This is a genomic window from Kitasatospora sp. NPDC041917, from assembly GCF_055589745.1.
Map to the genome: position 1 here is coordinate 111,298 of NZ_JBVJBI010000006.1, position 13,247 is coordinate 124,544.

Consider the following 13,247-nt stretch of genomic DNA (forward strand, 5'->3'; position numbering starts at 1 on the left):
CTCATGCCCTCCGCACTCCCCGACGGCGATCCGGTGCCGTCCGACGGTTCCCTGCCCGCGCACGCCCTCGACGGGCTGGGCGACCGGCCGTTCGGCTTCTACCTGCACGTCCCGTACTGCGCCAGCCGCTGCGGCTACTGCGACTTCAACACCTACACCGCCACCGAGCTGCGCTCCTCCGGGGCGGTCGCCTCGCAGGACACGTACGCGGACAACGTGGTCGCCGAGATCCGCCTCGCCCGGAAGGTGCTGGGGGACACGGACCTCCCGGTGCGGACCGTCTTCCTCGGCGGCGGCACCCCGACCCTGCTGCCCGCCCGCGACCTGGTGAAGATGCTCGCCGCGATCCGCGAGGAGTTCGGGCTCGCCGAGGACGCCGAGGTCACCACCGAGGCCAACCCGGAGTCGGTCGACCCGGCGTACCTGGCCGAACTGCGGGAGGGCGGCTACAACCGGCTCTCCTTCGGCATGCAGAGCGCCCGCCCGCACGTCCTGAAGCTGCTCGACCGCCACCACACCCCGGGCCGCCCCGAGGCCTGCGTGGCCGAGGCCCGCGCGGCCGGCTTCGAGCACGTCAACCTCGACCTCATCTACGGCACCCCCGGCGAGTCCGACGACGACTGGCGGGCCTCCCTGGACGCCGCCATCGGCGCCGGGCCCGACCACGTCTCCGCGTACTCGTTGATCGTCGAGGAGGGCACCCGGCTCGCCGCCCGGGTCAAGCGCGGCGAACTGCCGATGATCGACGACGACGTGCACGCCGACCGCTACCTGATCGCCGAGGAGGCGCTCGCCGCCGCCGGCTACTCCTGGTACGAGGTCTCCAACTGGGCCACCGCCCCCGAGGGCCGCTGCCGCCACAACGAGCTGTACTGGACCGGCGCCGACTGGTGGGGCGCCGGCCCCGGCGCCCACAGCCACGTCGGCGGCGTCCGCTGGTGGAACGCCAAGCACCCCGCCGCCTACGCCCAGGCCCTCGCCGAGCAGCGCACCCCGGCGCTGGCCCGCGAGGTGCTGGCCGAGGAGGACCGCCGCGTCGAGCGCATCCTCCTGGAGCTGCGCCTGGTCGACGGCATCCCCCTCGACCTGCTCACCGACACCGGCCGCAAGGCGGCGGACCGGCACCTCGCCGACGGCCTCCTCGCCGCCGGTCCCTACGAGCAGGGCCGCGCCGCACTGACCTTGCAGGGACGGCTGTTGGCCGACGCGGTGGTACGTGACCTGGTGGACTGATTGTCGTTAACGTGGTGTCAGCCGTCGGAGGGAGAGCGCCATGACCGCCATCGATGATCGGATGACCGGGATCTTCGAGAACCTGGAGGTGCCGGAAGGCGTCAAGGCCGAGCTCATCAGGGGGGAAATCGTGATGATGGCCGGGCCTGACATGGTCCACAACCTCATCGTCCTGGCGATTCAGCACCAGATTCCGTACGGTCGGTGGCGCCCTCTCACCACGCAGGACCTGGGGATCCCCGGCCAGGCCAGCGAACCTCAGCCCGACCTGGTCGTCTTCGAACGCGGGGCGGTCGAGGAGCACGGACGGCTACTGCCGTCGCCGGCGGTCTCCCTGGTGGTCGAGGTGGTGTCGAAGACCAGTGTCGACCGCGACTACCGGACCAAGCGGGAGCTCTATGCCGAGGGCACTGTCCCCGCGTATCTGATCGTCGACCCGATCAAGGGAGTGTGTGTGCTGCTGACCGAGTTGGGTCAGGAGCCCGGCTCCGGTCTCCCGAGGTACATGTCCGAGCGGACCAGTAAGTTCGGCGAGCCCGTCCCCATCGAGCTGCTTGAAATCAATCTGGACACCACGGACTTTCAGAAATACGTCTGACCGGCCTCACTCCGGCAGGGCCGTGAAGTCGATCAGCTCCTCCACCCGGCCCAGCAGTTCGGGCTCAAGGTCCCTGTAGCTGTTCACCTTCGACAGGATGTGCTTCCAGGCCGCCGGGGTGTCCACCGGCCAGCCGAGGCGGCGGCAGGTGCCCTCCTTCCAGTCCTCGCCCCGCGGGACGGCGGGCCAGCCGGGGATGCCCACGCTGGAGGGCTTCACGGCCTGCCAGATGTCGATGTAGGGGTGGCCGGCGACCAGCACCGAGTCGCCGGTGACCTGGGCGGCGATGCGGTGCTCCTTCGTCCCCGGCAGCAGGTGGTCGACCAGGACGCCGAGGCGGCGGCCGGGGCCGGGGGCGAAGTCGGCGACGATCGCGGGCAGGTCGTCGATGCCGCGCAGGTACTCGACGACGACGCCCTCGATCCGCAGGTCGTCGCCCCAGACCCGCTCGACCAGCTCGGCGTCGTGCCGGCCCTCGACGTAGATCCGGGACTCGCGGGCGACCCGGGCGCGGGCGTTCGGGACGGCGACGGAGCCGGAGGCGGTGCGGCCCGGCGTCCGGGCGGGAGCCGGGCCGGCCGGGCGGACCAGGGTGACGGCCCGGCCCTCCAGCAGGAAGCCGCGCGGCACCAGCGGGAACACCCGGTGCTTGCCGAACCGGTCCTCCAGGGTGACGGTGAACCCCTCGGCGGTCTTCTCGCAGCGCACCACCGCCCCGCAGAAGCCGGTCGCCGTCTCCTCGACCACCAGGTCCCGCTCGGCGGGCACCTCCGGGGCGGGCTGCTGCTTCTTCCACGGCGGGGTCAGGTCGGGTCCGTACTGGCGGCTGCGCATACGGGTGATCATAGGGACGGCGGACGGTGTGTCAGAGGCCCGGCGCGCCCCAGACCGGGAACCAGCGGCTCAGGTCCTTCTCCAGCCGCAGGTCGTTCCCCAGCATCGCGTTGACCTGTAGCTCCAGTGGGCTGTTGCGCTTCTCCCCGCCGCCGGGCATCGGGGCGAAGGGGTAGAACGTCCCGCGCTTGTAGAGGTAGACCAGGGCCAGCGACCGCCCCTGCGGATCGCGGAAGCCGACCAGCGAGCAGAGCAGCTGCGGCCCGAAGCCGTTCGCCTCCAGCTCGCTGTTGACCGCGTGCAGGTCGTTGACCAGCTCCGGCAGCTCCTCGGGCCGGTGCCGGGCGAGCAGCCAGGAGTAGCCGTAGTCGTCCTTGGAGGCCTCCACCGGGACGCCGCCGCGCTCGGTGTCGGCGTCCAGCAGGGCCCGGACCTGCTGCTCGACCTGGACGAAGGCCGCACCCTCGACGGCCGCGAAGCAGACCGAGCCGAGCCCGGTGGGGGTGAACCCGGCCCCGGCCTCCAGGGTGAGCGCGGCGGACGGCACGCCGAACAGCTGGTCGAGGTCGGGCTTGACGGGCTTGGTGCGGCCGAACAGGGTGTCCAGGATTCCCACGGCGGTCCTTTCGCGTCAGGGGCTCGGCGGGTTCAGCGGCCGAGCTGCTCGGAGATCCTCGCCAACTGCTCCAGCCGCTTCTCCAGGCTGGGGTGGGTGGAGAACAGCTGCGAGGCGGCCTCCCGGGCGCTCAGCGCGGGGGCGAAGTAGAAGGCGTTGTACGGCTGCGCCTGGCGCAGGTCCTTGCTGGGGATGGCCGCGATCTGCCCGGTCACCTTGGTGAGCGCCGAGGCCAGGGCGCTGGGCCGGCCGGTGAGCTGGGCGGCGGCCCGGTCGGCGGCCAGTTCGCGGTAGCGGGAGAGCAGCCGGGTGAGCAGGAAGCTGATCGCGTAGACGACGATCGACACCAGCGGGATGATCAGCGCCAGGATGGCGGCGTTCTGGTCGTTGTTGTTGCGCCCGCCGCCCATGAAACCGCCGTACACGGCGATCCGGGTCATCGCCCCGGCGAGGACGCCGAGGAACCCGGCGATCGTCATCACCGCGACGTCCCGGTGGGCGACGTGCGACAGCTCGTGCGCGAGGACTCCCTCCAGTTCCTCCGGTTCCAGCCGGCGCAGCAGCCCGGTGGTCACGCAGATCACCGCGTTCTGCGGGTTGCGGCCGGTGGCGAAGGCGTTCGGCATGTCGTTGTCGGCGACCGCCACCCGCGGTTTGGGCATGTCGGCCAGGGCGCAGAGCCGGTCGACGGTGCCGTGGAGTTGGGGGAACTGTTCCGGGGACACCTGGTGGGCGCCCATCGCCCGTTCGGTGATCTTGTCGCTGAACCAGAACTGGGCCACGAACAGCCCGCCGGAGATCAGGACGATCAGTGGCCAGGCGCCGCGCAGCAGCGCGATCAGCAGGCCGGTGAAACCGACGTACAGCAACCCGATCACGAACATCGTCGCGACCATGCGGCCGGTCAGGCCGCGGTCGGGCGCGAAACGGGTGTGCTGGCCCGAGCTCGACATCGCTTGCTCCTCCGTTCGCCGTCGCTTTCGATGCTGCCACCCGGACGGCCTCCCGGCACCACCCCGGTGCCGGGAGGATCGAACCGCCGGGGCCCCGCGGGCCGTGTCCGGAACTGCGGGGAGGATCACGCCCCTCGGGCCGTTCCTGCCGCGGGACCCGGGCCTTACACTGGCAGGTACGGTTCTGGCACTCGTAGGTTCAGAGTGCCAAGACCGGGGGCCTCCCGGAGCGGCCCGCAGCAGCGAGGGACACAGTCGGACAACGTGCGAAGACGGAGGTGCGTGCCCCATGGCCGGTGAGGTCCGCCAGCTGGACGAACGCAAGCTCGCCGTACTCCGCGCGATCGTGCAGGACTACGTGGGCACCGAGGAGCCGGTCGGCTCCAAGGCCCTGGTGGAACGGCACAACCTCGGGGTCTCGCCGGCGACCGTCCGCAACGACATGGCGGCGCTGGAGGAGGAGGGCTACATCCACCAGCCGCACACCAGCGCCGGCCGTATCCCGACCGACAAGGGGTACCGCCTCTTCGTCGACAAGCTCGCCGAGATCAAGCCGATGAGCGCCCCCGAGCGCCGGGCCATCCGGCACTTCCTGGACGGCGCGGTCGACCTGGACGACGTGGTCGCCCGCACCGTGCGGCTGCTCGCCCAGCTGACCCGGCAGGTCGCGGTGGTGCAGTACCCCTCGCTGACGCGCTCCACCGTCCGGCACATCGAGCTGGTGGCGCTGGCCCCGGCCAAGGTGATGCTGGTACTGATCACCAACACCGGCCGGGTCGAGCAGCGGATGGTCGACTGCCCGGGCTCGGTCGGCGAGACGGTGCTGGCGGACCTGCGGGCCCGGATCAACGCGAGAGCCGCCGGCCGACGCCTCCCGGAGGTCCCGGGGCTGCTGGAGGAGCTGCCGGCGCTGTTCGAACAGGCCGACCGGCCGACGGTCAGCACGGTCCTGGCGACCCTGTTCGAGACGCTCGCCGAGCAGAACGAGGAGCGGATCATGCTGGCCGGCACGGCCAACCTGACCCGCTTCGGGCACGACTTCCCGCTCACCATCCAGCCGGTGCTGGAGGCCCTGGAGGAGCAGGTCATCCTGCTCCGCCTCCTGGGTGAGACCGCGGACGCCGCGATGACGGTCCGGATCGGGCGGGAGAACGCCTATGAAGGGCTGAATTCCACCTCGATCGTTTCGGTCGGCTACGGTTCGGGCGACGAGAGCGTGGCGAAACTGGGTGTGATCGGTCCGACCCGGATGGACTACCCCGGCACAATGGGGGCGGTGCGAGCGGTGGCGCGGTACGTGGGCCAGATCCTGGCCGAGTCCTAGCAAGGGCCACCGTTAGAATTTCAACGGTGGCGTCCAGTCGCAGCACTACTACAGGCGGAACAAGCGGAGCATTTGGTGGCCACGGACTACTACGCGGTACTCGGCGTCCGACGGGATGCGGGGCAGGACGAGATCAAGAAGGCGTTCCGGCGCCTGGCACGCGAACTGCACCCGGACGTCAACCCGGACCCGAAGACGCAGGAGCGGTTCAAGGAGATCAACGCCGCCTACGAGGTGCTCTCCGACCCGCAGAAGCGTCAGGTCTACGACCTCGGCGGGGACCCGCTGTCCCCGGGCGGCGGCGGTGCCGGCGGCTTCGGCGCCGGCGCGGCGGGCTTCGGCTTCTCCGACATCATGGACGCCTTCTTCGGCGCCGCGGCCGGCCAGCGCGGCCCGCGCTCGCGCACCCGCCGCGGCCAGGACGCCATGATCCGGCTGGAGATCACCCTGGAGGAGGCCGCGTTCGGCACCACCAAGGAACTCCAGGTCGACACCGCCGTCACCTGCACCACCTGCAGCGGCGAGGGCGCGGCCCCCGGCACCTCGGCGCAGACCTGTGACATGTGCCGCGGCAAGGGCGAGGTCTCCCAGGTCACCCGGTCCTTCCTGGGCCAGGTCATGACCTCCCGCCCCTGCCCGCAGTGCCAGGGCTTCGGCACCGTCGTGCCGACCCCGTGCCCGGAGTGCGCCGGCGACGGCCGCGTGCGCGCCCGCCGCACCCTGACCGTCAAGATCCCGGCCGGGGTCGACAACGGCACCCGGATCCAGCTGGCCGGCGAGGGCGAGGTCGGCCCCGGCGGCGGCCCGGCCGGCGACCTGTACGTCGAGATCGCCGAGACCACCCACGCCATCTTCCAGCGGCGCGGGGACGACCTGCACTGCACCGTCACCATCCCGATGACGGCGGCCTCGCTCGGCACCCGGGTGCCGCTGCAGACCCTGGACGGCCTGGAGGAGGTCGACATCCGGCCCGGCACCCAGTCCGGCCAGTCGATCCCGCTGCACGGCCGGGGCATCACCCACCTGCGCGGCGGCGGCCGGGGCGACCTGATAGTGCACGTCGAGGTGAAGACGCCCACCAAGCTCGACGCCGAGCAGGAGGAGCTGCTGCGCCGCCTCGCGGTGCTGCGCGGCGAGGAGCAGCCGTCCGGCCAGTTCGCGCCGGGCCAGCAGGGCCTGTTCTCCCGCCTGAAGGACGCCTTCAACGGCCGGTAGTCGTCCGCGGAGGGGTGCCGGGGGATCCCGGCACCCCTTCCGTGTTCCCGTCCCACTCCTGGAGGTTCCCCCGTCATGACCGCGCCCGTCTTCGTCGTCGAGACCGAGCGGATCGCCGCCGCCGTGCCCGGGGCCGTGGTGCGTCTGGACGGCCCGGAGGGGCGGCACGCGGCCGCGGTGAAGCGGCTGGAGCGGGGCGAGGCGGTCACCCTGGCCGACGGGCTGGGACTCGGGGTGGACGGCACGGTCGCCGAGGTGCTCGGCAAGGACGCGATCGACGTGACGGTCGCCGCCGTGCGCCGGGAGCCGGAGCCCGCGCCGCGGATCGTGGTCGTCCAGGCGCTGCCCAAGGGCGACCGCGGCGAGCTGGCCGTGGAGACGATGACCGAGGTCGGCGTGGACGTGGTGGTCCCGTGGTCCGCCTCGCGCTGCATCACCCAGTGGAAGGGCGAGCGCGGCGCCAAGGCGCTCGCCAAGTGGCGGGCCACCGCCCGGGAGGCGGGCAAGCAGTCCCGCCGGCTGCGCTTCCCCGAGGTCCGCGAGCCGATGACCACCCGGCAGCTGGCGCCGGTGCTGGCGCAGGCCGCGTTCGCCGCCGTGCTGCACGAGGAGGGCGCCGAGCCGCTGGCGCACGCCGGGCTGCCGGAGGGCGGGGACATCGTGCTGGTGGTCGGCCCCGAGGGCGGGGTCTCCCCGGAGGAGCTGGCCGCCTTCGCCGAGGCGGGCGCCAAGCCGTACCGGCTGGGCTCCTCGGTGCTGCGCACCTCGACCGCCGGGGTGGCCGCCGGCGCGCTGCTGCTCGGGCGCACCGGCCGCTGGTCGTGACGGCGGCCGTGCAGGCGGTCGGGGCGGCCTGCGGGGTGGTTCCCGGGAGGGCGTAACAGCCCTCCGCGGGCGGCGCCGGAAGTCTGGGAAAAACGGCGCGGATCGTACGCGCACCTGCTTAGGCTGGCCGGGTGACGGACTCTCTGAGCACCTCCTCGAACAGCTCGGCGGGCGCCTACCTGCGCCATCCCCACCTGCACGGCGACCTGGTCGCCTTCGTCGCCGAGGACGACCTCTGGCTCGCCCCGCTGGACGGCGGCCGGGCCTGGCGGCTGACGGCGGACCACCTGCCGGTCCACCACCCGAGGTTCTCCCCGGACGGGCGGCACCTCGCCTTCACCTCCACCCGGGACGGCGCGCCCGAGGTGCACGTGGTGCCGGTGGACGGCGGCCCGGCGCGCCGGCTCACCCACTGGGGCAGCCACCAGACCCGGGTGCTCGGCTGGACCGCCGACGGCCGCCCGATCGCCGCCACCGCCGCGGGCGAGGCCAGTTTCCGCCGCACCTGGGCGCACGCCGTGCCGCTGGACGGCGGCGAGCCGCAGCGGCTGCCGTACGGGCCGGTCGGCGGGCTCGCCTTCGAGCCGGGCGGGGACCGGGTGCTGCTGAGCAGCGTCAACGGTCGCGACCCGGCCTGGTGGAAGCGGTACCGGGGCGGGCGGGCCGGCAAGCTGTGGCTGGGCCGGGACGAGTTCGTCCGCGTCCACGCGGAGCTGGACGGGCAGCTGGACTCCCCGCTGTGGGTGGCCGGGCCGGGCGGGCGGGGCGGCCGGATCGCCTTCCTGTCCGACCACGAGGGCGTCGGCGAGCTGTGGTCCAGCGGCCCGGACGGCACCGACCTGCGCCGCCACACCGCCGACCCGGACGGCTTCTACGCCCGCGGCGCCACCACCGACGGCACCCGGGTGGTCCTCCACCGGGCCGGCGACCTCTGGCTGCTGGACGACCTGGACGGCGCCGAGCCGCGCCGGCTGGAGGTCCGCCTCGCCGGTCCGCGGGCCGGGCGCCGCCCCCGCCCGGTGCCCGCCGCGCACTGGCTGGACTCCGTCGCCCCCGACCGCACCGGCCGGGGCAGCGCCGTGGTGGTGCGCGGCAGCGTGCACTGGCTGACCCACCGCGAGGGCCCGGCGCGGGTGCTGGACGAGACCCCGGGCGTGCGCGGGCGGCTGGTCCGGGTGGTGCCGGGCGAGGACGGCACCCAGGGCGTGCTGTGGGTGTCCGACGCCGAGGGCGAGGACGCCCTGGAGTTCGCCCCCGACCTGCACGGCGCCGAGCGCCGCCGGCTGGCCGCCGGGCAGCTCGGCCGGGTCAACTCGCTGGTGGTCTCGCCGGACGGCAAGCAGGCCGCGCTCGGCGTGCACGACGGCCGGGTGCTGCTGGTCTCGCTGGCCGACGGCGCCGTGCACGAGCTGGACCGCAGCGCCGACGGAGAGGCCGGCGGGCCGGCCTTCAGCCCGGATTCGGCCTGGCTGGCCTGGTCGCGCCCGGTGCGCGGGATGGGCCCCCACTCGCTGCGCCAGATCGTGCTGGCCAACCTGGCCACCCGGACGGTCGGCGAGGTCACCCAGCCGCGCTTCGTGGACACCTCGCCCTCCTTCACCGCGGACGGGCGCTACCTGGCCTTCCTGTCGGTGCGCAACTTCGACCCGGTCTACGACGCGCACGTCTTCGACCTGTCCTTCCCGAACGGCTGCCGCCCCTACCTGGTCACGCTGGCCGCCGACACGCCCTCCCCGTTCGGGCCGCAGCGGGCCGGGCGCCCGCTCGGCGGGGAGGAGGACGAGCCGAAGGCCCGGAAGGCGGACGGTGAGGAGGCGGCGGCCGACGCCGCGCCGGTGACCAGGGTGGACCTGGACGGCATCGCCGACCGGATCGTCCCCTTCCCGGTCGAGGGCGGCCGCTTCGAGGACCTGGCCGCCGCCAAGGACGGCGTGCTCTGGACCAGGGCCCCGCTGATGGGCGAACTCGGCGACGAGGCCGCCTCGTTGGACGACGACCGGCCCCGCCCGGTGCTGGAGCGCTTCGACCTGAGGAAGCGCCGGGTCGAGCAGCTGGTGCACGGCCTGGACGACTTCTCGGTCAGCGCGGACGGCACCCGGGCGGCCGTGCTGGACGAGGGCGAGCTGCGGGTCGTCCCGGCCGACCACAAGGGCGGCGACGACGAGGAGACCACCGTCGACCTCGCCCGGCTGCGGGTGACCGTCGACCCGGCCGCCGAGTGGCGGCAGATGTACGCCGAGAATGGCCGGCTGATGCGGGACAACTTCTGGCGCCCCGACCTCTCCGGCGTCGACTGGGACGGGGTGCTGGAGCGCTACCGGCCGCTGGTCGAGCGGGTCGGCTCGCACGACGAACTGGTCGACCTGCTCTGGGAGGTGCACGGCGAACTGGGCACCTCGCACGCCTACGTGATGCCCTACGGCCGGTACACCGAGCCCGCCCGGCGCCAGGGCCTGCTCGGCGCCGACCTGGTCCGGGACGGCGAGCAGTGGCGGATCGCCCGGATCCTGCCCGGGGAGTCCTCCGACCCCAGGGCCCGCTCGCCGCTGGCCGCGCCCGGCGCGGCGGTCCGCCCGGGCGACGCTGTGCTGGCCGTCAACGGCCGCCCGGTGGACCCGGTCACCGGCCCGGCCCCGCTGCTGGCCGGCACGGCGGGCCAGCCGGTCGAGCTGACCGTGGCCGGGAAGGACGGCACCGACCGGCGCCACCCGGTGGTCGTCCCGCTCGCCGACGAGGAGGCGCTGCGCTACCACGACTGGGTGGCCGGGCGGCGGGCCGCGGTGCGCGAGCTGTCCGGCGGGCGGCTGGGCTACCTGCACCTGCCCGACATGCAGACGGCCGGCTGGGCCCAGCTGCACCGCGACCTGAGCAGCGAGATGGCCAGGGAGGGCCTGGTCGTCGACGTCCGGGGGAACCGGGGCGGCCACACCTCGCAGCTGGTGATCGAGAAGCTGGCCCGCCGGATCATCGGCTGGGACGTCATCCGGGACACCGACCACCCGGTGCCCTACCCGGCGGACGCCCCGCGCGGTCCGGTGGTCGCGCTCGCCGACGAGTTCACCGGCTCGGACGGCGACGTGGTCAACGCCGCCGTCCAGGCGCTCGGCATCGGCCCGGTGGTCGGCACCCGCACCTGGGGCGGGGTGATCGGCATCGACAGCCGCTACCGGCTGGTCGACGGCACCCTGGTCACCCAGCCCAAGTACGCGCTCTGGCTGGAGAACTACGGCTGGGGTCTGGAGAACCACGGCGTCGACCCGGACGTCGAGGTGCCGTTCGCCCCGCACCACTGGGCGGCCGGCGAGGACCCCCAGCTGGCCGAGGGCGTCCGGCTCGCCCTGGAGCGGCTCGCCGAGACCCCGGCCCGTACGGCGCCGCCGCTGCCCTGGCGGTAGCGGGGCTCCGCCCCCGGAGCGGGAGGCCGTACCGGCCGGCTTCCCGCTCCGGGGTGCGGGGGCGTGGGTAGGATGCGGGGCTGTTTCTTGATCCACAGCTCACGGGGGAACCACATGGCGCAGGGCTACCCGCCGCCGCAGTACGGCCAGAATCCTTACGCACAGCAGCCGCAGCCCCATCCGTCGGCGCAGCCGTACCAGCAGCCGCCGGCACAGCCGTACCCGCCGCAGCCGTACCCGCCGCAGCCGTACCCGCCGCAGGGGTACGCCGCGCCGCAGCCGTACCCGCCGGCACAGCCGTACCAGCAGCCGCCGGCACAGCCGTACCCGCCGCAGGGACACGCCCCGCAGGCGTACCCGCAGCCGTACCCGGACCCCTACCCGCGGAGCGAGCAGCCGCGGCGGGCGCTGCCGCCCTGCCCCAAGGAGGCGGGCGGCGGCCGGCGGTTCCTGGCGATCGTGCTGGACTGGCTGTTCGCGATCGGCCTCGGCTTCGTCGCCGCCAACGCCGCGAGCCGCCCGAGGACCGGGCACGCGGCCGGCCACGCCGTGCAGAGCGGACCGGTGGTGCCCTACTTCGTGGCGCTGCTGGTCGTCGGCCTGGCCGCGTCCTTCCTCAACCAGGTGGTGCTCGCCCGGCTGACCGGCTTCAGCGTCGGCAAGGGGGTCATGGCGATGCGGGTGGTGCGCCGCAAGGGCGTGATGCGGCCCAACACCTGGCGGCTCACCAGGCGCTGGCTGATCGGTTTCGTCATCCTCGCGGTCTCCTTCCTCACCGAGGACTTCGACACGGACGAGGGCGACATCGTCGGCATGCGCTCGGTGCGCCGGAAGCACCTCCAGGAGTACCAGCAGGCCGTCGCCCCGCTCGGCTAGGCTGCGCCCGTACGGCCCCACCACCCGACGTACCGATCCCGAGGAGGGAACCATGGCCGGCGAGCCGCAGCCCGACTGCCTGTTCTGCAAGATCGTGGCGGGCGAGATCCCGGCGACCGTGGTGCGCAAGACCGAGCGCACCCTCGCCTTCCGCGACATCGCCCCCAAGGCGCCCGTGCACGTGCTGGTGGTCCCGCACGCGCACTACCCGAACGCGGCCGCGCTGGCCGCCGCCGAGCCGGAGATCGCCGGCGAACTGCTCGCCGAGGCGGGCGCGGTGGCCAGGGACGAGGGCATCGAGGACTACCGGCTGATCTTCAACACCGGTGCGGGCGCCGGACAGACCGTCTTCCACGCGCACGTCCACGTGCTCGGCGGGGCGAAGATGACCGAGAGCATGGTCTGACCGCAGGTGTCCCAGCGCGAACTCGTCGTCCTCGGCACCGCCAGCCAGGTGCCCACCCGGCACCGCAACCACAACGGCTACCTGCTGCGCTGGGACGGCGAGGGCCTGCTGTTCGACCCCGGCGAGGGCACCCAGCGCCAGATGCTGCACGCCGGGGTCACGGCCACCCAGATCACCCGGATCGCCGTCACCCACTTCCACGGGGACCACTGCCTGGGCCTCGCCGGGGTGATCCAGCGGATCAACCTCGACCGGGTCCCGCACCCCGTCGACGTCTACTTCCCGGCCTCCGGCGAGGTCTACTTCGAGCGGCTGCGGCACTCCACCGCCTACCACGAGACGGCCGTGCTGCGGCCCCGCCCGATCGACGAGCCCGGTCCGCTGCCCGCGCCCGGCGCCCGCTTCGCGCTGGACGCCGTCCGGCTGGACCACCCGGTGGAGTCCTTCGGCTACCGGCTGTCCGAGCCGGACGGCCGCCGGCTGGTGCCGCAGCGGCTCGCCGCGCTCGGCGTGCGCGGCCCGGCGGTCGGCCGGCTCCAGCACGAGGGCGCGATCGAGGTGGACGGCCGCACCGTCACGCTGGGCGAGGTCAGCGAGCCGCGGCCGGGCCAGAAGTTCGCCTTCGTGATGGACACCCGCCTGTGCGAGGGCGTGCACACCCTCGCCGAGGGCGCCGACCTGCTGGTCGTCGAGGCGACGTTCACCGACGCCGACGTCCGCCTCGCGGAGGAGCACGGCCACCTCACCGCCGGGCAGGCCGCCAAGGTCGCCGCCGAGGCCGGGGTGCGCACCCTGGTGCTGACCCACTTCTCGCAGCGCTACCCGGACCTCGGCCAGCACCTGGCCGACGCCCGCAAGCACTTCGACGGGGAACTGGTGCTGGCCGCCGACCTCGACCGGGTGCCCGTCCCGGCCCGCCGCCCGTCGTGACCGGCCCGGGAACCACCGAGCCGCGGCCGGCGGGAAAAATAC

The 13,247-nt window shown here is 73.7% G+C and carries 12 protein-coding genes; 9 read left to right on the plus strand and 3 right to left on the minus strand.

Translation table 11 applies throughout. From position 1 onward, the window contains the following. Nucleotides 1–3: 3 nt before the first annotated feature. Both hemW and ACZ6EM_RS09315 read left to right on the plus strand, forming a co-directional pair. Nucleotides 4–1,233 (plus strand): radical SAM family heme chaperone HemW, encoded by a 1,230-nt coding sequence (hemW, locus tag ACZ6EM_RS09310; RefSeq protein WP_359903067.1) that lies wholly within the window; start codon nucleotides 4–6, stop codon nucleotides 1,231–1,233. A 40-nt stretch (nucleotides 1,234–1,273) separates the two neighbouring features. Beyond that, nucleotides 1,274–1,831 (plus strand): Uma2 family endonuclease, encoded by a 558-nt coding sequence (locus tag ACZ6EM_RS09315; RefSeq protein ID WP_465772164.1) that lies wholly within the window; start codon nucleotides 1,274–1,276, stop codon nucleotides 1,829–1,831. 6 nt (nucleotides 1,832–1,837) lie between these two features. On the opposite strand, the gene ACZ6EM_RS09320 is transcribed toward ACZ6EM_RS09315, so the two are convergent. Genes ACZ6EM_RS09320 through htpX form a run of 3 tightly spaced genes read right to left on the minus strand, consistent with a single transcriptional unit; the run spans nucleotide 1,838 to nucleotide 4,234 of the window. Continuing rightward, nucleotides 1,838–2,665: a DUF3097 domain-containing protein gene (locus ACZ6EM_RS09320; RefSeq protein ID WP_465772165.1), complete on the minus strand. Its 828-nt coding sequence runs from the start codon at nucleotides 2,663–2,665 to the stop codon at nucleotides 1,838–1,840. Between the two features lie 31 nt (nucleotides 2,666–2,696). After that, nucleotides 2,697–3,281, minus strand: a complete 585-nt coding sequence (gene pspAB / locus ACZ6EM_RS09325) for a PspA-associated protein PspAB (protein WP_380542287.1) — start codon at nucleotides 3,279–3,281, stop codon at nucleotides 2,697–2,699. A 32-nt stretch (nucleotides 3,282–3,313) separates the two neighbouring features. After that, nucleotides 3,314–4,234, minus strand: coding sequence for a zinc metalloprotease HtpX (gene htpX / locus ACZ6EM_RS09330; protein WP_401047062.1), 921 nt, complete (start codon nucleotides 4,232–4,234; stop codon nucleotides 3,314–3,316). Nucleotides 4,235–4,523: 289 nt separating this feature from the next. On the opposite strand from htpX, the gene hrcA reads away from it, so the two are divergent. The 7 genes from hrcA to ACZ6EM_RS09365 all read left to right on the plus strand — a co-directional run bounded on the left by hrcA (nucleotide 4,524) and on the right by ACZ6EM_RS09365 (nucleotide 13,205). Next, a complete protein-coding gene (gene hrcA / locus ACZ6EM_RS09335; protein ID WP_359903053.1) occupies nucleotides 4,524–5,558 on the plus strand; it encodes a heat-inducible transcriptional repressor HrcA in 1,035 nt (344 codons plus the stop codon). A 75-nt stretch (nucleotides 5,559–5,633) separates the two neighbouring features. Further along, a complete protein-coding gene (dnaJ, locus tag ACZ6EM_RS09340) occupies nucleotides 5,634–6,773 on the plus strand; it encodes a molecular chaperone DnaJ (protein WP_380542290.1) in 1,140 nt (379 codons plus the stop codon). A 75-nt stretch (nucleotides 6,774–6,848) separates the two neighbouring features. Beyond that, on the plus strand, nucleotides 6,849–7,598 hold the full coding sequence (locus tag ACZ6EM_RS09345; RefSeq protein WP_401055699.1) for a 16S rRNA (uracil(1498)-N(3))-methyltransferase: 750 nt from the start codon (nucleotides 6,849–6,851) through the stop codon (nucleotides 7,596–7,598). 131 nt (nucleotides 7,599–7,729) lie between these two features. Beyond that, a complete protein-coding gene (locus ACZ6EM_RS09350; protein WP_452178212.1) occupies nucleotides 7,730–10,993 on the plus strand; it encodes a S41 family peptidase in 3,264 nt (1,087 codons plus the stop codon). Between the two features lie 114 nt (nucleotides 10,994–11,107). Then, nucleotides 11,108–11,869 (plus strand): RDD family protein, encoded by a 762-nt coding sequence (locus tag ACZ6EM_RS09355; RefSeq protein ID WP_465772166.1) that lies wholly within the window; start codon nucleotides 11,108–11,110, stop codon nucleotides 11,867–11,869. Between the two features lie 52 nt (nucleotides 11,870–11,921). Further along, the gene (locus ACZ6EM_RS09360) at nucleotides 11,922–12,275 is read left to right on the plus strand and encodes a histidine triad nucleotide-binding protein (RefSeq protein ID WP_359903038.1); all 354 of its coding nucleotides are present in this window, start codon (nucleotides 11,922–11,924) and stop codon (nucleotides 12,273–12,275) included. 6 nt (nucleotides 12,276–12,281) lie between these two features. Next, nucleotides 12,282–13,205, plus strand: a complete 924-nt coding sequence (locus tag ACZ6EM_RS09365) for a ribonuclease Z (protein WP_465772167.1) — start codon at nucleotides 12,282–12,284, stop codon at nucleotides 13,203–13,205. The last annotated feature ends 42 nt before the right edge of the window (nucleotides 13,206–13,247 follow it).